Source organism: Shewanella maritima, from assembly GCF_004295345.1.
GTDB classification, from domain to species: Bacteria; Pseudomonadota; Gammaproteobacteria; order Enterobacterales; family Shewanellaceae; genus Shewanella; species Shewanella maritima.
Map to the genome: position 1 here is coordinate 3,066,746 of NZ_CP036200.1, position 23,518 is coordinate 3,090,263.

General features: G+C 46.1%; 16 protein-coding genes and 1 pseudogene. 11 read left to right on the forward strand and 6 right to left on the reverse strand.

Going from position 1 to position 23,518, the window contains the following annotated elements; translation table 11 throughout:
- Positions 1-3: 3 nt before the first annotated feature.
- Positions 4-999, reverse strand: coding sequence for a response regulator (locus EXU30_RS13115; RefSeq protein WP_130600731.1), 996 nt, complete (start codon positions 997-999; stop codon positions 4-6).
- 414 nt (positions 1,000-1,413) lie between these two features.
- On the opposite strand from EXU30_RS13115, the gene EXU30_RS13120 reads away from it, so the two are divergent.
- Positions 1,414-2,220, forward strand: coding sequence for a crotonase/enoyl-CoA hydratase family protein (locus EXU30_RS13120; protein WP_130600733.1), 807 nt, complete (start codon positions 1,414-1,416; stop codon positions 2,218-2,220).
- A gap of 232 nt (positions 2,221-2,452) precedes the next feature.
- Positions 2,453-2,956 carry a YqhA family protein gene (locus EXU30_RS13125; protein WP_130600735.1) on the forward strand — a complete coding sequence of 168 codons (504 nt, stop codon included), beginning with the start codon at positions 2,453-2,455 and terminating at the stop codon, positions 2,954-2,956.
- A 36-nt stretch (positions 2,957-2,992) separates the two neighbouring features.
- On the opposite strand, the gene EXU30_RS13130 is transcribed toward EXU30_RS13125, so the two are convergent.
- Both EXU30_RS13130 and rapA read right to left on the reverse strand, forming a co-directional pair.
- The gene (locus tag EXU30_RS13130; protein ID WP_165399017.1) at positions 2,993-3,880 is read right to left on the reverse strand and encodes a DUF3530 family protein; all 888 of its coding nucleotides are present in this window, start codon (positions 3,878-3,880) and stop codon (positions 2,993-2,995) included.
- A 238-nt stretch (positions 3,881-4,118) separates the two neighbouring features.
- The gene (rapA, locus tag EXU30_RS13135; RefSeq protein ID WP_130600739.1) at positions 4,119-7,022 is read right to left on the reverse strand and encodes an RNA polymerase-associated protein RapA; all 2,904 of its coding nucleotides are present in this window, start codon (positions 7,020-7,022) and stop codon (positions 4,119-4,121) included.
- A 372-nt stretch (positions 7,023-7,394) separates the two neighbouring features.
- On the opposite strand from rapA, the pseudogene EXU30_RS13140 reads away from it, so the two are divergent.
- Both EXU30_RS13140 and EXU30_RS13145 read left to right on the forward strand, forming a co-directional pair.
- Positions 7,395-8,788 (forward strand): annotated as a pseudogene (locus tag EXU30_RS13140) (PhoH family protein).
- A gap of 457 nt (positions 8,789-9,245) precedes the next feature.
- Positions 9,246-12,953, forward strand: coding sequence for a response regulator (locus EXU30_RS13145; protein WP_130600741.1), 3,708 nt, complete (start codon positions 9,246-9,248; stop codon positions 12,951-12,953).
- Positions 12,954-13,094: 141 nt separating this feature from the next.
- Here the strand turns inward: EXU30_RS13145 and EXU30_RS13150 are convergent, their stop codons facing one another.
- A complete protein-coding gene (locus tag EXU30_RS13150) occupies positions 13,095-13,697 on the reverse strand; it encodes a LysE/ArgO family amino acid transporter (RefSeq protein ID WP_130600743.1) in 603 nt (200 codons plus the stop codon).
- A 331-nt stretch (positions 13,698-14,028) separates the two neighbouring features.
- On the opposite strand from EXU30_RS13150, the gene EXU30_RS13155 reads away from it, so the two are divergent.
- From EXU30_RS13155 to EXU30_RS20850, 6 genes are all read left to right on the forward strand, one after another.
- Positions 14,029-15,360, forward strand: a complete 1,332-nt coding sequence (locus EXU30_RS13155; protein WP_130603479.1) for a DEAD/DEAH box helicase — start codon at positions 14,029-14,031, stop codon at positions 15,358-15,360.
- 82 nt (positions 15,361-15,442) lie between these two features.
- Entirely contained in the window at positions 15,443-15,865 is a 423-nt protein-coding gene (gene gloA2 / locus EXU30_RS13160; protein WP_130600745.1) for an SMU1112c/YaeR family gloxylase I-like metalloprotein, read from the forward strand.
- Positions 15,866-16,024: 159 nt separating this feature from the next.
- Positions 16,025-16,879, forward strand: a complete 855-nt coding sequence (locus EXU30_RS13165) for an ion transporter (protein ID WP_130600747.1) — start codon at positions 16,025-16,027, stop codon at positions 16,877-16,879.
- 59 nt (positions 16,880-16,938) lie between these two features.
- Positions 16,939-17,499 carry a GNAT family N-acetyltransferase gene (locus EXU30_RS13170; protein WP_130600749.1) on the forward strand — a complete coding sequence of 187 codons (561 nt, stop codon included), beginning with the start codon at positions 16,939-16,941 and terminating at the stop codon, positions 17,497-17,499.
- 58 nt (positions 17,500-17,557) lie between these two features.
- Entirely contained in the window at positions 17,558-18,265 is a 708-nt protein-coding gene (locus EXU30_RS20845) for an NAD(P)/FAD-dependent oxidoreductase (protein WP_341274627.1), read from the forward strand.
- The gene (locus EXU30_RS20850) at positions 18,235-18,891 is read left to right on the forward strand and encodes an NAD(P)/FAD-dependent oxidoreductase (protein ID WP_341274628.1); all 657 of its coding nucleotides are present in this window, start codon (positions 18,235-18,237) and stop codon (positions 18,889-18,891) included. The genes EXU30_RS20845 and EXU30_RS20850 overlap by 31 nt, the downstream gene beginning before the upstream one ends.
- A gap of 749 nt (positions 18,892-19,640) precedes the next feature.
- Here the strand turns inward: EXU30_RS20850 and purD are convergent.
- On the reverse strand, positions 19,641-20,942 hold the full coding sequence (purD, locus tag EXU30_RS13180; RefSeq protein ID WP_130600751.1) for a phosphoribosylamine--glycine ligase: 1,302 nt from the start codon (positions 20,940-20,942) through the stop codon (positions 19,641-19,643).
- A gap of 137 nt (positions 20,943-21,079) precedes the next feature.
- Positions 21,080-22,669, reverse strand: coding sequence for a bifunctional phosphoribosylaminoimidazolecarboxamide formyltransferase/IMP cyclohydrolase (purH, locus tag EXU30_RS13185; RefSeq protein ID WP_130600753.1), 1,590 nt, complete (start codon positions 22,667-22,669; stop codon positions 21,080-21,082).
- A gap of 399 nt (positions 22,670-23,068) precedes the next feature.
- Here purH and zntR point away from each other — a divergent pair, with 399 nt between their 5' ends.
- On the forward strand, positions 23,069-23,518 hold the full coding sequence (gene zntR / locus EXU30_RS13190; protein WP_130600755.1) for a Zn(2+)-responsive transcriptional regulator: 450 nt from the start codon (positions 23,069-23,071) through the stop codon (positions 23,516-23,518).

Here is a 23,518-nt window from a genome sequence, read left to right on the forward strand (position 1 = left end):
GCCTTAATCAAGTAGGTACCCAAGCTTGTAATTCAGCGTTGGGATTGAGTCTTCAGTAAATAGCAATAACAGGTCGCATTGGATGTTGTAATCTTCAATGCGATAGTTGATTTCCATCGCTAAGGTACGTTGCCATTTGTCTGAGTTGTCGTGGATTAAATCATTCACTGTGCAGTGACGGCCCAATACCACTGGGTGGCTTTGGCTGAACTTCATGTCTAATTGTTCAGAAATACCATTTAAGAACGCGCCGATCAGCACATTACCTGTGTCGATCATCACTTCCATTTCAGTGGTTGGATTCTCAGGATTAGACAGCCCCATCAGTTTTGCCATGTCTTCAAAGCTTGAGTCATGGAACAATAATAATGCTTCACCTGCGACGCCTGCGCCGATAAAACCCTGACACAAAGCCGAGACGGTATCGTTTTCTTCTGTTGCCTTTAGCGCCATGGTGAGCTCGCTCACCTCGAGCACATTAACATTAGGGATCGGTAACAGTACGAATACATCGAGCAGTTTTGCCAATAAATCAGCCGCGCGCCCCATAGCCACGTTAGCAATTTCCTGACAGGCATCGCGCATGTCAACTTTAACTAATGGTTTTTCATCTTCGGGGGCTTTTTGCGCCAGCGTGAGGATGCCGTATTCTTGCAGAATATGGCTAATGGCATCTGCACTAACGGGTTTTTGAATAAAGTCTAAAGCCCCAAGCGCTTTAACCCGCTCATGGGCTTTAATTTGGATATCGCCGGAAACCACGATAATCAGGGCTGGAAGATCTTCTTGCTGCACAGTTTGCAGCACTTCGTAGCCGTCCATGACTGGCATGTTGAGATCGAGAAATACAATCTCACCTTTACCGGCGCGGATCACTTCTAAACCTTCAGCACCATTTGTCGCAAATGACACCTCAACATCCCATTCTTTGGGTAAGGTACGTGCCATTTGTTTGCGTGCTAAGGCCGAGTCATCACATATCAATACTGGGATGGTCATGTTGACTGGTTATCCTTGTCGCTCTAAAAACGTTTGAAATCGAGAATGATGACTAGCTAAAACACTCAGTTATTGAGTTTTATCAATCCGATATTGCTAGGAGCAGAGCGGTTTAATTAATTTATTCTGACGACACTGGCTTGTACTACTTGCTCAAAAGTACTGCTAGTTAGTTTGTACTGCTGAAGGCTACAAATTAAAAATACATTTTGGATCAATTGTAGCCGCTTTTACCCACAACCTTGTGTGCAGCCGTTTTATTATTCCTGTGTCAGGCACTTGAACCCTGCATTCTAAGCCCTTTTGCGAGCTATTAGTATGACAGATAACAATATTTCGACATGTTATAACTAATTGCTACATACACCAAATGTGTTAGTCTAAAAACTGGACTGACCAGTAAAGGAATATTTCATGGAGAGAAACATTGTCAAGGTAACGATTGAAGATAGCATTGCGTTTGTCGAGCTTAATCGCCCGGATAAGTTCAACGCGCTTAACTTTGAGATGTTTAAAGCAATTGATAAAACCATTAAAAAACTGGCTAAACAGCGCGGCGTGGCAGCAGTGATCCTTTCTGGTAGTAATGCGAACTTCTGCTCGGGTATCGATATAAAAGCGGTATCAAAATCGCCGATGCAAATGATTAAGCTGTTGTTTAAGTGGCTGCCGGGAAATGCCAATCTTGCTCAACGAGTATCGATAGGTTGGCAGCGTTTGCCAATTCCAGTCATCGCAGTAATTGAAGGCGTTTGTTATGGCGGCGGTACGCAAATTGCGCTAGGCGCTGACTTTCGCATCGCTGCACCAGATGCTAAGTTGTCGATTATGGAGGCGCGTTGGGGCTTAGTGCCTGACATGGCAGGTCTCGCCGGGCTAAGACAAATTATGGACAAAGATAAAGCCATGCGCTTGAGTCTGCTGGCTGAAGTGATTGAAGCTAATGAGGCTAAAGAACACGGCTTAGTCACTGACGTCGTTGCAGACCCACACGCCCATGCGCTTAATCTTGCTAAGCAAATTGCTAATATGTCGCCCGACGCCAATGCCGCTATCAAACTCAGCATTAACTACAGTTGGAGCGGCAGCGTACGCCGTTTGCTGAGCCGTGAGTCATTGAGTCAGGTGAAGATTTTATTGGGCAAAAACTGGCGTATTGCAGGGGTTAGGCAGACCAAGAACCCTGAAAAGCAATATAAGCCGAGGCAGTCTGGCTGGTAAATTTGCTTTTAGATAACAGTGAATTGTAAAGCGATGGCAATTAGCCATCGCTTTTTAGTTTCTGTTGTAGGCTATCTACAGAAGAAGGTAATAGGTTCATTATTGTCAGTTGGCTCAGCTAAGCCGTGATCTTAGTAACATTTTGCTAACCAGGGTGTTTTTAGATTCATATTTGTCATTGTTTCTTGTTATATTGCCGCCTCAAATTTTCAGTTAATAATGGATTAGTACGATGCAAGCGTTTTTCGAGCGAATGCTGTGGGGTAGTCGTTTAACAGTTTTGTTTGGCGTGATGGCGTGTGCCATGGGCGCTGTCGCGATTTTTGTGATGGGATTGTTTGATCTTATCCACTTATTCGATTTATTGATTAAGTACATGATGTCGGCGAGTCATGCTGTGCGTAATGAACTGGTCATGGTAGTGGTTGAGCTACTAGATACCTTCTTGCTTGGTGCTGTGATGCTGATTTTCTCGTTCGGGTTATATGAATTATTTATCAGTAATATTGATGCGGCTGAAAAGAGTGAAACTGGCGGCAAAATTTTAGTGATCAACAACATCGACTCGCTAAAGAGCAAGTTAGGTAAAGTCATCCTAATGATGCTAGTGATTAAAGTATTTTCTTACTTTAACGAGATGAAGCCAGAAAGCATGCTTGACCTTCTTTATATGGGCGTCGTTGTGGTGCTGGTTGCTGGGGCGTTAATGCTAACCAAAGATAAACCGAAGCCATAAGCAATCGTATTTAGCATTGACCCTTAAAACGGCGGCCTAATAGGTCGCCGTTCTTCTTGAAAAACCGCGAATGTAATTTAGCGCTTCCTGCCAGCCTGTTTCTGTAGTGATATTCAAATCTAGTTGATGTTGGCTGTAGTAACGCACAGGCTTGATTTGGTTCTTCATCTTGCGCTCTTGAGCTTGCTCTTGCGAGATAGGGTGGCCGTCGCGTGACTGTAAATCAAGTATTGGCATCGATAAAATTTGTAGCTGCTGTGCAACTGACAGCATTTCTTTGCCTGACACCATTTCTTGCTCAAATGCGCGATACGGGTTGATGACGACTAGGGTATCGGGCGTCGGAATTTTCCTTTGATACAGCAGCTGGGTGACAATTGCCGCGCTGTCATCAAGAGCAATAATCATGCGCTTTCCTGGATAAGGCTTAACTATTTCAGCGAGTTGATTGATGGTCTCAGTTAGTTGTGAGTGCTGAAAGTTTTGCTGCTCAAGCAGTTGGTCGCTATCAAATTTGGGCGTCGCTTGTGTGGTATCGAGACTTAGCTGATTTTTGCCAGCTTTACTGACTTCATCTGCAGCTGTGGCAAAGTTAGGGTAATACAAGCCAATAGTGGGAGTGACACTCACCGTCGCCCAGCCATGTTGATTTAGGTGAGTGCGCAAGTAGCCAGCCACACCAGCAGCTTGCGCATTGGCATTTGAACGGCCAACGATTATGGCAGCGCCTAACCTTAGTTTGCCTTGCCAGGGGCGCACCAATACGGTCGATGGCTTGTTGTCTATGGTGATTTGCTTAACTTCATCAGCATTAACCTTGTGAATACTGGCATTAGCAGCTTGATGGAATAGGACTAATGCAACAAAGCTTAATGCCTGGAATATAACTCTTTGATAGTTGTGATGCTTGGTGAAACTCAGCAAAGCATGCCTCATGTCTGTTAACACGTGTGCGGGCGATGCAATAAGTGTATCGCTTTTGTGGGGAAATTCGAATCGCTAGCAACTCATTCGGTGATTTATACCGCTTTTTGAGCTATTCCGTACCCATTGCAAACAGCTTTTGAATACAAAAAGGCCTCGCATTGCAGAGCTGCGAGGCCTTTGAAAGATTGACTAGTCGCTAAGGTTAGAAGTTAGCCTGTAAGTCTTAGAGCAGGACTTACGCGTGACTAACTAACACCATACGAATGGCGTCTAGCTGCAATTGGCTGTCATCCATATAAGCACTTAGCTCGGCCATTTGATTACGGATAAAGTCGAGCTCTTCATCACGAATATTCGGGTTAACCGCTTTTAGTGCCTCAAGACGCTCAAGCTCGCCTGTTAACTGCTCAGTCATGGCGTGACGCGAGTTATCAACTAATTGTGCCAGCGCCTGCTCAGCATGCTCTTGGGCCTGAGTAAATAGTGGGTGCAGAATTGGCTGTGAAGCATTAACTAGCTTGCTAGCGATATGACGGTTTACCGCGCTTAGCTGCTTATCAAAGCTGTCGTAATCGACTTTGTCTGCCATGTTGTTGCCATTTTTATCCAGTAATACGCGGATAGGGGTAGGCGGCAAGTAGCGGTATAGACCGCTTGATTTCGGCGCAGATGCATCAGCCATGTAGATAAGCTCTAAGAACACAGTGCCAGCAGGCAGAGCTTTGTTCTTTAAGATTGCGACGCTAGTGGTGCCGGTTTCTGAGCTGGTGATTAGATCAAGACCAGTTTGCACTAGCGGGTGTTCTTGCGAGATAAACGCAATATCGTCACGTGACAGCGCAGTATCTCGGTCAAAAGTGACGGTAATGCCATCTTCAGGTAGACCAGGGTAAGTAGGGAACATCATGTGCTCAGTTGGGCGCAAAATGATTGAGTTTTCACCTCTATCTTCTTGCTCAACACCTAGAATGTCCCACAAACGGATCACTGAGCCAATAAGGCCGGTGTCGTTATCGCGCTCTGCTAGACGGTAGATAAGCGCGTTAGCCCGCTCGCCGCCATGAGAGTTAATCTCTAGCAGTTTATCGCGGCCTTGCTCCATGGCTTGTTTAAGCTCTTTGTAGCGTGTCTGCGTGTGGTTTAGCAGCAGTGTCATGGCTTCTTCGTCATCCGACTGGATAACGTCAAGCAGCTGTTCACTAAACTCGTTAAACAGCACGTGACCACTTGGGCAAGTTAGTTCAAAGGCGTTTAGGCCTTCATGGTACCAACGCATAATGCGCTCTTGAGCTGTGTCTTTTAAGTATGGCAGGTGAATTTCAATGTCATTCTTCTGGCCAATACGGTCAAGGCGACCAATACGCTGCTCAAGTAAATCTGGGTTTAGCGGCAAATCGAACAACACCAGATGGCTAGCAAACTGGAAGTTACGACCTTCAGAGCCAATCTCTGAGCAAATAAGTGCCTGAGCGCCACCTTCTTCTTGGGCGAAGAAAGCGCCAGCTTTGTCGCGCTCTATAATCGACATGCCTTCGTGGAATACCGTGGCAAGAATACCTTCACGGGTGCGCAACGCCTCTTCAAGGCTCAGTGCGGTTTCTGCCTGACTGGCAATAATTAACACTTTTTTGCTGCGGTGTTCTTTAAGGAAATCAATCAACCAGTCAACACGCGGGTCGAACTTCCACCATTGAGTGTTAGCATCAAATGCTTGGAACATTTTCTCTGGGCTGAGTGCTTGCTGAGCATTCTGCAGAGGTGTTTTATGATCGCTCATCATTGCACTGACGCGCGCCGCCGTTAGGTATTGGTCTGGCATTGTTTGGCCGTGGGCGTGGAAGTGACGCTCAGGGAAGCCTTTAACCGAAGCGCGGCTATTACGATACAATACGCGGCCTGTGCCGTGGCGGTCTAGTAGCTCTTGTAGTAGTTCTTCTCGGGCACTTTGCTGCTGCTCTTCATCAATATCATCAGCCTGAATAAGATTGATGCTTGGCATGATGTCTTTTTCAGACAATAGCTCAGTTAGGCTGTTGATCACGCCATCGTTTAGCTTGTTGCCGCTATCGAGTGCTTCGGCTGCATCGGCGACATCTTTGTAGCTTTCTTCCTCAGCTAAGAAGGCTTCATAGTCATAAAAACGGTCTGGGTCTAACAGACGTAGACGGGCAAAGTGGCTTTGGTGACCTAGTTGATCTGGAGTAGCTGTTAGCAGCAGCACACCTGGGACCGCCTGGCTCAAGGCTTCTACTACTTGATAAGCGCGGCTTGGCTTGTCTTCAGACCATTCAAGGTGATGCGCTTCGTCGACCACCATTAAGTCCCAATCGGCATCAATGGCTTGCTCTAAACGGCGCTTTTTGCGCAGCAGTTCGAGCGAACAGATGACCAGTTGTTCGGTGTAGAAAGGGTTGTCGTTGTCAGCAAATGCTTCAACACAGCGGTCTTCATCAAATACTGAAAAACGCAGGTTAAAGCGGCGCAGCATTTCCACTAACCACTGGTGGCGTAATGTGTCTGGCACAATAACCAGTACGCGCTCAGCACGGCCTGTAAGCAGTTGTTGGTGGATGATTAAACCCGCTTCGATGGTTTTACCTAAACCGACTTCGTCAGCCAGTAATACACGCGGTGCATAACGGCGACCTACTTCATGGGCGATCCATTGTTGGTGAGCAATCAACCCGACGCGCGGGCCTTGCTGGCCTAGCAGATCTGAAGTCGCCAATTGATGACGCAACTTTTGGCATTGGTAGCGAATACCAAAACGCTCTAAACGGTCGATTTGACCCGCAAATAAGCGATCTTGCGGCTTGTTGAAGCGAATGTTGTGGTTAAGCATGGTTTCACGCAGGCTTACCGTTTCTTGGGTTTCGTTGTGAGTACCGTGGTAAATAACTAGCTTGTCTGACTCTTCAACTTCAGCCACTGTCATGGTCCAACCTTCGCCACTCTCAATCGAGTCGCCTGGATTGAATATCACTCGGGTTAGCGGTGCTTCATCGCGAGAAAACATGCGGTTCTCGCCGGTGGCAGGAAACATCACGGTCACCATGCGACCTTCAATTTGTACAACGGTACCTAATCCAAGCTCAGATTCAGTATCACTAATCCAGCGCTGACCAAGGGCAAATGGCATCTTCAACAACTCTCTTAATAGCGGGCAAATAAAAAAGGGGGCGTATGTTAAACCAAAGCAGTCTAGATTGAAATTCTAGCATTGATAAAAGCTGTGATTGTGGCTTTTATTGAAAACATAAATTATCTAAGACACAAAAATGTCATAGCTAGATATTAGTGTGGATTTATTGCCATAACAAAGGAACTCAATAGATTAAAAGCTGAGCAAACACAGTTTTGAACTCCTAGCTTAATCGGACTTTTTAATGTTAAATGAAGTTAGCGCTAGATTTTTCTTGCCCATGACTAACCTCAACCTAGGAGCTTGCTACACCGACAATGTCATAAATAATAGCCATAAAAATAGCCCAATAAACACTGTGGAGGCACCATGAAGCAAAACGACAAGAAGTTGTTTGTACTGGATACCAATGTGTTACTGCACGAGCCATTAGCGATTTACTCGTTTAAAGAACATGATGTGATTGTTCCGATGACAGTGCTAGAAGAGCTTGACACCATTAAGGATAGAAAGCGCGATGTCAGCCGCGACGCCCGAGTCGCCATTAGGGCCTTAGAAGACATTTTAGGAGGCTCCATCACCCCGGAGCAAATTGTCAGCGGCGTGCCACTGCCTGTGCGTCCAGGTAGAACCGACGCCAGTGGTACGTTATCCATCTTCCCCGACCATCAACTCGAATTTGACAGCCACTCTCTCCCCGACGACAACAACGACAACCGCATCATCAACTCTGCCTACTACCTACAGCAACAATATCAACCTCGCCAAGTCGTGCTGGTTACCAAAGACATCAATATGCGCCTTAAAGCTAAAGGTGCAGGCATTGAACGGGTAGAGGACTACCGCACCGACCAATTAATCGATGATATTCGTTTCCTTGCTAAGGGCTTTTACGAGGTTGAGGGGACTTTTGGCAGCATGTCGATGATGTGACCAGCGAGCGCCAGGGGCGGCACACTGTGCATCAAGTGCCAAGAGAGCACTTTGGCAATGAACCGTTTTATATCAACCAGTATTTGATAGACCAAGACACTGAGTTTTGCGGCAGGATCAGCGCTAAATCTGAAAGCAGTATCGACATCGTCGATCGCGGTCGTGATCGTCTAGAAAACTACGAAGCCTGGGGCGTGAAACCGAAAAATGTTTATCAAGGCATGGCGCTTGATGCCTTGCTTGACCCAGATATCGAACTGGTCATTCTAACTGGACCTGCTGGTTGCGGTAAAACCTTGTTGGCAATGGCAGCAGCCCTTGAGTTAGTGGTTGAGCGTAAACGCTACGATAAAGTGATTGTGACCCGTAATACTCCTGAGATTGCCGAGTCGATTGGTTTTTTACCTGGTACAGAAGAAGAGAAAATGGCGCCCTGGCTGGCGGCTATTACCGATACGCTTGAGGTGCTGCACAAAAACGATGTCAACCCTACTGGCAGTGTTAATTACATTATGGAGAAGGCTAATATTCAGTTTAAGTCGATTAACTTTATGCGCGGCCGCTCGATTCAAAACTCTGTAGTGATCCTCGATGAATGCCAAAACTTAACCGCATCGCAAATTAAAACCTTAATTACCCGTATGGGTGAGGGCTCAAAGCTTATTTGTAGCGGCAACTTGGCGCAAATTGACTCAACCTACTTAACTGCAGTGACCTCAGGGCTGACTTATATTGTTGAGCGTTTTAAAGACTTTGAGGGTAGTGCCAACGTGTATCTAAATGGCGTGGTACGCTCTCGTTTAGCTGAGTTTGCAGAAGAGCATTTATAAGTGTTGTTATATCGAGTAGGCGCTGTTGCAGCGCCTTTAATCTACGTTCAAACAGTACAATCAAGCTGTGAGCTACGCAGCCTAGATCGTAACTTGGATTAGAGACGGTAACTTGGATTAGAAACAGTGACTTGGATTCGGTTAGTAACATGGCTGTTAAACTAGGTAGTCAGCAGGCTACACACAAGGGTTAATAGCTTGTGTCAAATTGACACAGGTCGCTCAGCACAAGCGCAATCGCGTTACTTAAGCTATACCGCGCTCAACAACTGCGTCTCAAATCGCACAACAAACTGATTAATTAGTCTAATTTACCCTTGATTAGGGTGCGTTTATTGCTAACTTCTTGATACTATTCCTGCGATGATTTTTGTATGCGCGTTCTATACTTATCTGGCTTATTTATTTTTATGCTAGACCAGCATGACTGGCTTTGTGCGCTTTCCAAGGTTGCTAAATGAATCCGAACGAATCTGAATTACAGTTAAAAGCTCCAATTCAAAAGAATTATAACCGGGCTGTATTTTACACCTACATAGGTGTAATTGTGATGGCGTTGCTTACTGCGGTGGTGTTTTTTGAGAGACAGAAAACCCAGCAAATTGAGCTGCGCGAAGATCAAATTGCCCGTCACGTACTGCAAATTGACTTATTGTTAGAGTCGAGTATTCGTGCGGTGAAGAGCTTACGCAATGTGGCTGTCGACCATTTACGTTTGGGCGAACTTGTGCGCAAAGAGCGCTTACCTCAGTATGAAAAGTTTAATGAAGATGGCCAATTCTTCACCCTCGAGCCAAGTTATGCCAAATCAGGTGAGCCTTTTACTAACATGGGGCGCATTACCGGTACTGGCTCCCTTGATGGTCGCAGTGAGCAGTTTTATCAAGAGCTAGAAATGCTGTTCGAGCTGTCGTTATCTTTCCCGGTGGCGAAAGAAGCAGCGCCAAAAGCGTCATCGATTTACTACATCTCTAAACGCCGCATGATGTCGCTATACCCTTGGGCTACTGAGGAGCAAAGATTTAGAGAAGAGTTACTCAATAAGCAGCAATTTAAACTAACTACGCCTGAGATTAATCCACAGCGCACGGTGGCTTGGAGCGGCGCGTATGTTAACGAGGTAGATCAGGGCCTGCTAACCACTTTAGGTATTCCAGTTTATTTAGAAGATGACTTTATCGGCTCAATTAACCTGGATATGAAGCTGTCGTCTCTGGCGAAACAAATTCGTACCTACTTTAGAATGCCGGGTACAGTAATTTTGCTCGATCAACGCAATAATATTGTGTCTCACAGTGACTTTGATTCAAGCGAAATGAACCGTGTATACCACATTAGCCAGCGCATTCCATCTGAGCTGCACTCATTATCCGAGCAGGAGCTGTTTGAAGCTAACGAAGGCATCTTACGTAACGGTTATTATATTCACGCGATTGCGCTGCATAACGCGCCTTGGCGCTTACTGTATTTGCAAGAAAAAGACGAGCTATTTAAAGACTCTTGGGAAAAACTGCAGCTTACCTTCTTGATGGTTGTTTTAGCGCTATCTGTTCTGGTTACCATTGTGCACTGGCAAACTCGCCGCGCATTCGTTAGCCCTGCATCGCGCCTACTGTCGCACCTTGATGCTTGCTCACAATCACCAATAAAACCACCGCAGCAAATTACTCCCGGTTGGGAGCCGTGGTTTGCCTTGGTTAGCCGCATTTTTGATGAGAACGAGCAATACACCAAAAACCTTGCTGAGCAGAACAAGCGCCTTGATAACTTGGTTGCCCGCCGTACTCAACGTCTACGTGAATCGACCGAGCGACGAGAGCGCGAATTTGCATTGCTGCGCTCGTTAATTGACTCAATTCCAGAGGCGATTATCTTTAAAGACAAAGAAGGTAAATACCTAGGCTGTAATAAGTCTGCTGAGCGCATGCTAGGTTTTACTGAGTCTGAAATTATCGGTTTGACTTCGGTTGAGCTTGATAGCCCAGAGCAAGGTCAGCGCGGTCTTAATGAAGATAAGCGCGTACTGCAGGATAAAAAACCATTCCGCTATCAAGAGAAGATTGATATCTCTGGTAAGCCAATCTTATTCGACACTCTGAAACTGCCGTTTTATAACCGCCGTGGCGACCTGCTTGGTTTGATTTCGGTATGGCGTGACATTACCCATGAGTATGAGTCTGCTGAGCAGCTGCGTTTGTCTGAAGAGCGTTACCATTTGGCGATGGATGCGGTAGAGGACGGCCTGTGGGATTGGTATTTAGACTCAGAGCAGATCATTTGTAACCCGGCGTTTTACTCTATGCTTGGCTATCAGCCAAATGAGTTCCCGGCGCTAATGAGCTCGATTGATAAGCTAATTTCGCCTGATGATTTAGACCGCGTGCAAGAAATGCGCGGCAAGTACTTAAACGACCCACAAGGGGCTTATGAAGTAGAGTTTCGTATGCGCGGTAAAGATGGCAGCTACTTGTGGATCTTATCTCGTGGTCGTGCGGTCGAGTTTTACGAGACTGGCGCAGTCAAACGTATGGTCGGTACTCACAAAGACATTACTCGCCAGAAGAGTAACGAGGTGGCACTGCTTGAAGCTAAGCAGGATGCAGAATCGGCCAACATGTATAAGAGTGAATTCCTGGCGAACATGAGTCACGAAATTCGCACGCCGATGAACGCCATTATTGGTATGTTGCAGCTGGCGCAGCGTACTCAGCTAACGTCGCAGCAGCAAGATTACCTTGATAAAGCTGGCTTCTCGGCGCAATCGCTACTGCGCATTATTAATGACATTCTCGACTTTTCGAAAATTGAGGCGGGTAAGCTGGAGCTTGAAAGAGTATCGTTCCCGCTCGATAAAGTGCTTGATCATGTTATCGACATGAACGCTATTAAGGCGCAAGAAAAAGGCGTTGAGCTGCTGCTTTATGCACCAGTCACTGCTGGTCTGATTCTTAATGGTGACCCGCTGCGTTTAGGTCAGGTATTGATTAACTTGCTATCTAACGCAGTTAAATTTACCCAGGAAGGTGAGATTGAGCTGGGCTGTGAAGATGTGGGCGAGCGCGATCACCGCATCACCATGAAATTCTGGATCCGCGATACTGGTATCGGTATCAGCAAAGAGCAGCAAGCCAGTCTGTTTGATGCTTTCTCGCAAGCGGATGGCTCTACAACACGTAAATACGGTGGTACAGGCCTAGGTCTATCAATTAGTAAACATCTGGTTTCTATGATGGGCGGCACCATGGAAGTGGAGTCTGAGCTAGGTGTCGGCTCAACCTTTAGCTTTACCATTAGCTTTGAAATCGCTGAAGAAAATACTGCTGCGCCGCTAGTGGTGCCAGAGCAGCTTAATAATCTCACCACGCTTGTGGTAGACGATAACCCAAGTGCACTGCAGATTTACTCGTCGGTAATGGAAGACTTTAGCTTTGATGTCGCAACAGCTAGCAGTGGCCAGCGCGCATTGGATATCTTGCAAAAACAGCATATCGACTTGCTATTGCTTGACTGGATGATGCCAGAAATGTCGGGCCGTGACGTGCTAGATGCCTTAGATGCCATGGTGGCAGATGGCCGCATCGCCAAGCGCCCTGTGGTGTTCTTAATGACAGCTTATACTTCTGAACCACTAGAAGAAGAGGTCGAGCAAGACTCAATTCACGCCGTGTTGCAAAAGCCATTTAAAGCATCTGCTCTGTTTGATGAAATCATCACTGCCTTTGCTAAAGAGCCTAAGCTTAATGCGATACCGGTAAGGGAAGAGCCTACTGAGGCGACTGACTCAGGTTTAGTACTGCTGGTGGAAGATAACTTTATTAACCAGCAAGTGGCTTCAGAACTGTTGAAGAGTGCAGGTTATGAAGTCGTGCTGGCGGATAATGGTCAAATCGCCCTTGATTTGATTGATACCCGCCCATTTGATGCCGTGTTAATGGATATTCAAATGCCAGTGATGGATGGTTTAACTGCGGCGGCTGAGCTGCGTAAGCGATACTCGCCAGAGGAAATGCCGATTATTGCTATGACAGCCCATGCGATGTCAGGCGATAGAGAAAAGAGCTTAGCTGCGGGAATGAATGCCCATATTACTAAGCCAATTGTATTGACTGAGCTGTTCGAAACCCTCACCCACTGGATTGAGTATAAGAACAACGCCAAGGGTTAAGGCCAGCTGTTAACATTTGGGTCTCAGTAACAATTGGGTCAGAGTAAAATGTTAACAGCAAATATGAACAAAGGGTTGTAGCCAAGCTACAACCCCTTTTTTGTTACCTATGACATTTCGAATCTAACTAGCTATCAATAACTAACCGCCGACAACGAGCGACAGCGCAATCACTGACATCATTACGCCTACAAGAAATTCCAGTATTTGCCATGATCTTGGCTGCTTAAATAACGGCGCGAGAAAGCGCGCACCATAAGCTAACGCGAAGAAGAACACCAAAGATGCCAGTACAGCTCCGGCGCCAAACAAGAATTCATCTGGCTGATATTGAGTCGAGATAGAGCCAAGCAACACCATGGTATCGAGGTACACATGCGGGTTGAGCCAGGTAAAAGCGAGGCACATTAAAATGGCTTGCATTGGCGAGCTAGCCGACTTGTCATCAGCAACCAGCGCATGCTTGCTGGTAAATGCAGATTTAAAGCTCAGTAAGGCATAAACACTGAGAAACAGCGCGCCGCCATAGCGGGCAAAGACTTCAATTTGCGGAAACTGGTTCACGATAGCGCCAAAACCTGCCACCCCTAAGCTAATCAGAATTGCATCAGAAATTGCACACACCAATGCGACAGCAAACACATGTTGTCGTTTTAATCCTTGCTTTAATACGAAGGCATTTTGCGAACCAATAGCGAAAATAAGTGAAAGGCTAAGGGTAAAACCGGCGAGAAATGTGGTCATAAATAATGTCAGTTGGGTTTGTTGGTTAACTGATTAACTATTAAATTAAGCGCGTTAGTTTAGCTTTGATGAATGTTGTGAGCAATGTAGTGCTTATAGTGAAGGTTTGAATTTTGATACTCTTTATATCAAAGTTGTAATATCCCGCCTTACATCAGCCAAATGAGGGTTTTACTCTGACCCAACTTAAGCGCCTTATGATGATAAACCCCTGTGAGATTGCTAAAATACGCGGCAGATTTATTTATGAGTGTTAATTATGTCAGCCGATCAAACGCGAGCAAGTGCCATAGCGGTGCCAAAAGCCATAGCGGTGCAAAAGGTCACAGCTATGCAAGAAACAGCGCAGGAAACCCAAGATGTATCGTTTTCTCAATTAGACTTGCAGCCGCAACTGATGGCGCGTTTGAGTGATATTAATTACCTCAAGCCGACACCTATTCAAATAAAGGCCATTCCAGAAGTACTATCTGGGAAAGACTTACTTGCTGGCGCGCAAACTGGAACTGGTAAAACTGCTGCCTTTGCTTTGCCGATAATTAGCCGTTTGCTTGAGGTTGGTGAGTTAACTATTGCTGAGCAACCAGACGACGTTAATGCTAACAACGCTACGATAACCGCCATTGAGACAAATGCTCCCAAAGCCTTAGTGCTTGCACCTACAAGGGAGTTGGCTGTGCAGGTTCAGCAAGCATTTGAGCAGTTTACACTAAACCTTGACGTGAATGGTCACTCACTAAAAACCGTGGTGGTTTATGGTGGTGTCAGCAGCGATAAACAAAAACAACAGCTTGCTGGTGGGGTTGATATTGTGGTGGCAACGCCAGGGCGTTTGTTAGACCTTAATCGTCAGCGCTTAGTTGATTTACGTAAGGTGCAAACTCTAGTGCTTGATGAAGCTGACCGCATGTTGGATATGGGCTTTCGCGATGAAATCATTGAGGTTTTAAAGCGTTTGCCTAAGCAAAGGCAGACTTTGTTGTTCTCCGCCACACTTGATGATCGCATCCATAAATTCAGTCGCCGCCTAGTGCAATCGCCCAAAGTGGTTGAAGTGGCAAGTCGTAATCAAACCGCAGCCAAAATTACCGAGCGAGTGTTCAATGTCGATGCTGCTAAAAAGCAGCATTTACTCAATAAGCTGCTTAAAGTTAACGATTGGTCGCAAGTGTTGGTGTTTAATCGTAAAAAACAGGACGTTGATGCAACGGTGAGCTTTTTAAATCAGCTCGGTACAAGTGCTGCCGCGTTTCATGCCGACTTGTCACAAGCTAAGCGCGAGCATGTACTGGCAGAATTCAAAGCGGGTGAAGTTAGAGTTTTGGTGGCGACCGATGTGGCTGCGCGCGGGCTCGATATTGAGCAGCTTCCAGCTGTGATTAATATGGAGCTGCCATTTCAAAGTGCTGATTACGTTCATCGAATTGGTCGCACAGGCCGAGCGGGGCAAGCGGGCGAGGCGATCACCCTATTAAGTGTCGATGATGAGCCATTACTGATTAAGCTAGAGGCTTTGCTTGATAGACGTTTGCCGCAGCAATGGTATCCAGGTTTTGAGCCTGATTTAACCCAGGTTGCACCAGTAACCCGTAAGACTAAAAAGGGTTCGCTAAAACAACAAGCGAGAAAGGCCGCGCTTGCTCGCTCAGCTAAAAAACGCTAGTCGTGCTATCGGCAAAGGGCATTGAGATACCTGCTATCTGACAGATTAAACTGAGTTTGATAATCCAGTTCAAGGAAGAGAAATGCGAAACAACGAGACATCTATTTTTGCAGATAATCAACTACTAGGCATTCATCATGCCGCGATTATTTGCAGTGACTATGCTGTTTCGAAAGCCTTTTATACCCAGATATTAGGGCTTGAGGTAATTGCAGAGAACTACCGCGCTGAGCGTGATTCATACAAGCTTGATTTACGCCTGCCTGATGGCTCGCAAATTGAGCTGTTCTCTATGCCAAAGGCTCCCGCGAGGCCAAGTTATCCTGAAGCACAGGGATTGAGGCATCTAGCGTTTAAGGTAAAGGATATTCACGCCTTTGTGGATTATCTCACTCAGCAAAATATCGCGGTCGAGCCAGTCCGCACTGACCCATACACCAATAAACTCTTCACCTTTTTTGCTGATCCAGATGATTTGCCGCTGGAGTTGTACGAGATAGAGTAATATTGAGCGCCTTAATGAAAGGCTTAAACTCAACTTTTAACCCACCCTTTAACCCAATAGATGAAGAAACGCTAATCAAGTGATAGCTTCTTTCACAAGCGTGAAAACGTTATTATAGCGACGTTTTTAATCCTGCTAATTTTGGAGACCAGGTACATCATGCAAGCATCGGGCTTTCTTCCCATTCTAAAGCGCATTGATCAAAGCAAAATCTTTCAAGGCTTCGTCATTTTTGTGATTGTCGTATCCGCATTATCTATTGGTGCGCATACCTACCAACTACCTTTGTGGCTTGAAAAAAGCTTATATATTCTCGATTTTGCCATTACTGGTTTTTTCTTATTTGAGCTGGTGATCCGCTATATGGCATCAGACAGCAATAAAGCGTTTTTCTCCAAAGGTTGGAATATCTTCGATACAGTGATCGTGATTGGTAGCCTGCTACCCGTTGGTGGCTCAACCATCTTGCTTGCACGTCTGCTACGAATATTTAGGGTGCTGCGTTTAGTGTCTATGGTGCCTGAGCTTAGAATGTTGATTAATGCGTTAATTAAAGCCATTCCACGTATGGCTTATATTGGCCTATTGATGTTCGTCATTTTCTATATTTATGGCGCAATGGGCAGTATGTTCTTTGCTGAGATAAACGACTTCCTATGGGGGGATGTCTCCATTGCCATGTTGACATTATTTAGGGTGTCGACCTTTGAGTCTTGGACTTCCATCATGTATGAGACCATGGAAGTTTACCCACTGAGTTGGATTTACTATTTAACCTTTATCTTCCTTACCACGTTCACTTTCTTAAACATGATGGTTGGCGCGGTGCTGGATGTTATGAGTGAAGAAACCCAGTTAATGCGTGAACAAAAACAAGCCGCGTTTGAAAAGCAGCAAGCCGAAGCTGGGATTGTTGTTGAGCCCAAGCCTGCTGTCGCTACAGAGGCAGATATTGCCAAGCTTAACGCTAAGATTGATGAGTTGACTGAGCTGTTGAAAGCGCAGCAGAAGTAGGTTTGTTTTTTCAAACTTGATTTGAATAGCATGTATTAGCACTCACCAGGGGGATTAACATGTTGATTAGGCAATTGCTGCCAGCCGATTTTCAAGCTGTGATCACCTTGGGTAATTTGATTCATGGGGCTGGCTATTTGAATCAGGCGGAGCTGGAAAAAATATACCAGCAGGGCATTAAATGTGGCGTAAACGCTCATTTCGTGGCACTAGACAGTCAAACAGAAGAGCTCGTGGGATTCCGCTTAACTTATGCGCCGGGGCAGTGGCCAAAAGATAGATGGTGCAGTATTGCTCAATGGGGCGTTGAGTTTGAAGACGTCTGTTATTTTAAATCTAACACCATCGCAGAGCATGCTAGGGGTAAAGGGCTGGGTGGTAAGCTGTTAGCCGCGTCAATTGAGGCAGTCAAAGCACAAGGCGCTAAAGCGGGGGTGAGTCATTTATGGCAACAAAGTCCAAACAACGCTGCAGTAAAATACTTCACTAAAGCGGGCGGGAAACTCATTAAGGTTCACCCCGAGCGTTGGAATCAGCGTTATGTAGGCGAAGATTATCACTGTGTGTTATGTGGAAATGACTGCCATTGTGATGCCTGTGAAATGCTCCTTAAATTCTAATTGGGGCACAGTAATTAACCTGATAGAGTGAATGGATAATCACCAAAACGGGCGACTTATGTCATATTATGATCCGTTAATCAGTTCATCTCCACAAGGGCAGCCTAATGCAAATAGCTACTGGGCTGACTCTATTTCATTAGGCCAATCTCAACCTAAATTAACCCAAACTCAGCAGTGTGACGTGGCCATTATTGGTGGCGGCTATACGGGATTGCTCACGGCATATTATCTGGCGACTGAGCATCATCTCGATTGTCATGTGTTAGAAGCCAATCAAGTAGGGTTTGGTGCCAGTGCTCGTAATGCAGGTTTTGTGCTGAAAGGCTCGGGGCGTTTAGGTTATGCTGCCATGGCTAAGCGCTGGGATTTAGCCACCACGCAAGGTATTTATCAAGAGTTTACTGAAGCGGTTGAGCGAGTTGAATCCTTGATTGCTCAGCATAAAATTGAATGTGATGCCCAAGCCAATGGTTACATTAAGGTGGCACATAATGCCAAGGCTATGCAGCAGCTGGTTCAGGCAAATGAGTTCATTAATCGTTTTCTAGGGCAAGATGCACATACACTCACGCAGCAACAATTGCATGATAAATACATGCGTAATCAGCAAGCCTTTGGTGCGTTAAGGGTCAAGCATAGCTTTGGTGTTAACCCGTTAAAATTACTCTTGGGCTATAAACAAGCAGCGCTAAATTCCAAGGTGACATTGTCTGAGCATAGTTGCGTCATTGATTGGCAACAACAAGGGGGCAGCATAGATTAATCACAGCGCAAGGGGAGTTACTTGCCAACAAGGTTGTTTGTGCTGGCAATGGTTATAGCTCGAAGCAACTTTCCCCGAGCATCGATAATAAGTTTTTACCTATCATGAGTAATATTATTGTCACTGAGCCACTCACAACAGCGGAGCTTAACCAAGCAGGGTTACAAACCCACCAGGTGACCATGGATACTCGGATCCTGAAGTATTATTACCGCTTGTTACCTGATAACCGTATCTTGTTTGGTGGTCGAGGGGCGGTTTGGGGCAAAAATGCGAATGATGATGTCTATGCCAAGCGCCTTAAAGTCGCGTTAGATAAGTGCTTTCCTGTTTGTGCCCATAAAAAAGTTGATTATCAATGGCACGGGTGGATTGCAGCCTCTATGGATGACATGCCTCATGTTTATTTGGATGGTGATACTGCCTACAGTTTAGGCTACTGCGGCGCTGGTGTGTCATTTAGTGCCCAAGCGGCGTATCGTTTAGCGCAACAAGTAGCTGGTCAACAAGTGCCTGATCTGCCGCTTTATCAGCAGCCATTACCTGCAATGCCATTTGCTAACTTACGCCGAGTGGGTCAATGGGGGTATTATCATTACGGTTGGCTAAGAGATAGGTTGGGGTGAAGGTAAGCTCAGTGCTTAAAGGGTGGCGGTACGTATGTCATTCCCGCAATGCTTATTTCCACAGTCATTCCCGCTATGTTTTTAAGCGGGAATCTTATGCTAGTTAAAGTGAAGCCCCTCGACCAACAGTGCCTCGAGAGTGACGGCAAGCATGTCATTCCCGCAACACTTTTAAGCGGAAATCTTATGCAAGTTACAGTGAAGCCCCTCGATTAACAGCATCTCGAGGGTGACGGCTGACATGTCATTCCCGCAATGCTTATTTCCACAGTCATTCCCGCTATGTTTTTAAGCGGGAATCTTATGCTAGTTAAAGTGAAGACCCTCGATTAACAGCATCTCAAGGGTGATGGCTGACATGTCATTCCCGCAATGCTTATTTCCACAGTCATTTCCGCTATGTTTTTAAGCGGAAATCTTGTGCTAGTTAAAGTGAAGACCCTCAATTAACAGTGCCTCGAGGGTGACGAGTAAGTAGTCATTCCCGCAACGCTTATTTCCACAGTCATTCCCGCAGTGCTTTTAAGCGGGAATCTTATGCTAGTTAAAGTGAGGACCCTCGATTAACAGCGCCTCGAGGGTGACGGCAAGCATGTCATTCCCGCAATGCTTTTGAGCGGGAATCTATGCACGCCACTTGTGATCGACAAGCAAAACTTGAATACAAAAAGCCCTTTAGTCTTGCAACTAAAGGGCTTTTGACAAGTTAAAACTAAGCTTTAACTCACTAACAAATAGCTACTAACAAACTAACCTTGACCATTCTCACGGGCAATCGCGCGGTAGGCGATATCGGTGCGGAAGTACACGTCATCCCAGTGAATAGCATCAACTAGCTTGTAAGCGCCAGCTTGTGCTTCAGTAACCGTATTGCCTAGTGCAGTTGCACATAATACGCGGCCGCCAGCGGTAACGATATGGCCATCTTTACTTGCAGTACCAGCGTGGAAGACTTTAGCGTCGTTGTTACCTAGGTCTAAACCTTCAATCACATCGCCTTTGTTGTAGGCTTCTGGGTAACCGCCTGCTGCCATCACCACACCAACAGCAGCGCGTGAGTCGAACTCTGCAGTTACTGTGTTTAGCTCGCCGCGTGTTGCTGCAAGGCAAAGCTCAACTAGGTCTGATTTTAGGCGCATCATAATTGGCTGAGTTTCTGGGTCGCCAAAGCGGCAGTTGTACTCAAGTACTTTAGCGCTGCCATCTGGCGCAATCATTAGGCCAGCGTATAGGAAACCTGTGTAAACATTACCTTCAGCTGCCATGCCATCAACCGTTGGACGGATAACATTGTCAATGGTCCAGTCGTGAACGGTTTGAGTTACCACTGGTGCTGGTGAGTATGCACCCATGCCACCTGTGTTAGGGCCGTTGTCGCCGTTGTCACGTGCTTTATGGTCTTGGCTTGATGCCATTGCCAAAATGTTTTTGCCGTCAACCATCACGATGAAGCTTGCTTCTTCACCTTTTAGGAATTCTTCGATAACAACGCGTGAGCCCGCTTCGCCAAACTTGTTGCCTGCTAGCATGTCTTCAATGGCAGCGTCAGCTTCAGCTTGATCTTGGGCGATAATTACGCCTTTACCTGCTGCAAGGCCGTCAGCTTTGATAACGATAGGGAAGCCAGTGCTTGCCGTAACTTCAGTGACATACGCTTTTGCTGGTTCAATTTCAGTGAAATTTGAGTAAGCGGCTGTCGGGATGTTGTGACGAGCTAAGAAGTCTTTAGTGAAGGCTTTAGATGACTCAAGCTGTGCTGCGCCTTGAGTTGGACCAAAAATAGCAAGACCTGCTTCGTTGAAGGCATCTACCACACCCAGTGACAGTGGTACTTCTGGGCCAACAATGGTTAGCTCGATTTTATTGTCTTTGGCAAACGCCACTAACTCAGAAATAGCTTCAACTTTAATGCTGACATTTTCTAGCTTGGGTTCTAGTTCAGTACCCGCGTTACCTGGAGCGACAAATACTTTGGAGACCTGCTGTGATTGGGCGGCTTTCCACGCTAGTGCGTGCTCACGTCCACCGCTGCCTATAACCAATACCTGCATGTTTTAATCCTCTTATAGCTAAGCCATTGAAGTCATTGCTAGTTAGCGTGAACTTGAATCAATGGCTAGCTCTAATATGTTTAAAGCAAAAAACTCATACACCGCTTATTACTAGCAATAAGCGGTGTTAACTTTGATTAGTGACGGAAGTGACGCATGCCGGTGAATACCATCGCCATGCCGTGCTCGTCTGCCGCGGCAATGATTTCTTCATCGCGGATTGAACCACCTGGTTGGATGATGCAGCTAATGCCTGCTGCTGCCGCTGCGTCGATACCATCGCGGAATGGGAAGAAGGCATCAGATGCCATTACTGAGTTCTCAACCACTAGACCTTCGTCAGCTGCTTTAATGCCGGCAATTTTCGCTGAGTAAACGCGGCTCATTTGGCCTGCGCCTACACCGATTGTCATGCCATCTTTGGCGTAAACGATAGCGTTAGATTTAACGAACTTAGCCACTTTCCAGCAGAACATTAAGTCTTTTAGCTCTTCAGCGGTAGGCTGACGCTTAGATACCACTTTAACGTCGTCTAAACCAACCATGCCTTGGTCGCGATCTTGTACTAGCATGCCGCCGTTAACGCGCTTGTAGTCCTGGCTCACTGTTTTGGTGTCCCACTGACCGCACTCAAGTAAACGTACATTAGCTTTTGCTGCAACTACGTCACGAGCGCCTTGGCTGACGACAGGTGCGATGATGACTTCAACAAACTGGCGATCAACAATCGCTTTAGCAGTTTCAGCGTCTAACTCTTGGTTAAAGGCGATGATGCCACCAAATGCTGAAGTTGGGTCAGTTTTGAATGCGCGGTCATAGGCTTCAAGAATGTTGTCGCCTAGTGCTACACCACATGGGTTAGCGTGCTTAACGATAACACAAGCTGGTGCGTCGAATTCTTTCACACACTCAAGTGCTGCGTCTGTGTCAGCAATGTTGTTGTAAGACAGTGCTTTACCCTGCAGTTGTACTGCGCTGGCAACAGAGGCTTCGTCAATGTTGCTGTCAACATAAAACGCTGCTTTTTGGTGGCTGTTTTCACCGTAGCGCAGGTCTTGCTTTTTAACTAGCTGAGTGTTGAAAGTGCGTGGGAAGCTAGAGTCTTCATGACACTCGTCTTTTGAGTGTGCTGGCACCATAGTACCGAAGTAGTTTGCAATCATGCCGTCATAAGCGGCAGTGTGCTCAAATGCTGCAATTGCAAGGTCGAAACGCGTTTCTAGCGTCGTGCTACCTTGGTTTGCTTGCATTTCTGCAATTACGCGATCGTAATCTTGCGCGTTAACAACGATAGTGGTGTCTTTATGGTTTTTCGCAGTAGAGCGAACCATAGTCGGACCACCGATGTCGATGTTCTCAACTGCGTCTTCTAAAGTACAACCTTCTTTGGCAACAGTTTGTGCAAATGGGTATAGGTTCACAGCCACTAGATCGATAGGTTTGATGGCGTTTTGCTCCATCACCACTTCATCAATACCGCGACGACCTAAGATACCACCGTGTACTTTAGGGTGCAGAGTTTTAACACGACCGTCCATGATCTCCGGGTGACCTGTGTAGTCAGAAACTTCAGTCACAGGAATGTTGTTGTCGGCTAGCAGTTTAGCTGTGCCGCCAGTTGAAAGTAGTTCAACACCTTGAGCGTGCAGCGCTTGTGCAAACTCAACGATTCCAGTTTTATCAGATACGCTTAACAGCGCGCGACGAATAGGTCTGGCATTATTCATGTAGGTACAGGGTCCACTATTGGTAGTTTAAAGTTTGTTTTAGCTTAAAGATCTTTCGCAAAACTCAGTTGAGACTCAGTAGAGTAAATAAGTGAGCTTTGCCAAAGATCTTCTCTATGCCCAGATTTCGTTTTCGTTGTTATGAGGTGAGCCTTCATTTAACCGTCATCTAAGGTGGCTATTGTCAGGCGCGCGTATTTTATCTCAATCTTCACAGTTCCAGTGAATTTATGCGTGATTTCACAATATTGAAATCAGAACAACAAATATGATGTTATGTCGCAGTTCAACCCTTGACCTTAGATTAAACTCCAAGGTTTATACTGGCGTAAATTCGAGTGGTTTTGCTCGGAGAATTGAGGCGTTTAAGCGCTTAACTAAACAGAGGGTGAGTACATCATGTATCGCATTGGTGAACTAGCAAAAGCTTGTGACATTAAAACGGATACGCTGCGCTTTTACGAAAAGCATGGTTTGTTGACGCCATCGCATCGCTCAAGCTCTGGCTATCGTATGTATACCAAAGACGATGAAGCCAGGCTCAAGTTTATTCTGCGTGCCAAAGCGGTGGGCTTTACCTTAAACGAAATCGCTGAGCTGTTGTCGATTGAGCTAGATAAATCTAACTGGGCCTGCGCCGATGTAAAAGGTTTAGTCGATATTAAGCTTGCTCAGGTTCAAGCCAAGATTGCCGAACTCACGCATTTTTCTACCTCGTTACAAAGCTTGTCAGATGCCTGTTGTGGCGGACCTGAAAGCGCCGAGCATTGCTCGATTCTTGAAGCGCTAGAGTCTTGCGACAACATGCAGTTATCGCCAGCAGCAGCCGCAGAGCTGTCGGAGAAGTAA

Coding starts and splice junctions, on each gene's coding strand:
- EXU30_RS13115 (WP_130600731.1), bottom strand. CDS start 999: ATGACCATCCCAGTATTGATATGTGATGACTCGGCCTTAGCACGCAAA.
- EXU30_RS13120 (WP_130600733.1), top strand. CDS start 1,414: ATGGAGAGAAACATTGTCAAGGTAACGATTGAAGATAGCATTGCGTTT.
- EXU30_RS13125 (WP_130600735.1), top strand. CDS start 2,453: ATGCAAGCGTTTTTCGAGCGAATGCTGTGGGGTAGTCGTTTAACAGTT.
- rapA (WP_130600739.1), bottom strand. CDS start 7,022: ATGCCATTTGCCCTTGGTCAGCGCTGGATTAGTGATACTGAATCTGAG.
- EXU30_RS13145 (WP_130600741.1), top strand. CDS start 9,246: ATGAATCCGAACGAATCTGAATTACAGTTAAAAGCTCCAATTCAAAAG.
- EXU30_RS13150 (WP_130600743.1), bottom strand. CDS start 13,697: ATGACCACATTTCTCGCCGGTTTTACCCTTAGCCTTTCACTTATTTTC.
- EXU30_RS13155 (WP_130603479.1), top strand. CDS start 14,029: ATGCAAGAAACAGCGCAGGAAACCCAAGATGTATCGTTTTCTCAATTA.
- gloA2 (WP_130600745.1), top strand. CDS start 15,443: ATGCGAAACAACGAGACATCTATTTTTGCAGATAATCAACTACTAGGC.
- EXU30_RS13165 (WP_130600747.1), top strand. CDS start 16,025: ATGCAAGCATCGGGCTTTCTTCCCATTCTAAAGCGCATTGATCAAAGC.
- EXU30_RS13170 (WP_130600749.1), top strand. CDS start 16,939: ATGTTGATTAGGCAATTGCTGCCAGCCGATTTTCAAGCTGTGATCACC.
- EXU30_RS20845 (WP_341274627.1), top strand. CDS start 17,558: ATGTCATATTATGATCCGTTAATCAGTTCATCTCCACAAGGGCAGCCT.
- purD (WP_130600751.1), bottom strand. CDS start 20,942: ATGCAGGTATTGGTTATAGGCAGCGGTGGACGTGAGCACGCACTAGCG.
- purH (WP_130600753.1), bottom strand. CDS start 22,669: ATGAATAATGCCAGACCTATTCGTCGCGCGCTGTTAAGCGTATCTGAT.
- zntR (WP_130600755.1), top strand. CDS start 23,069: ATGTATCGCATTGGTGAACTAGCAAAAGCTTGTGACATTAAAACGGAT.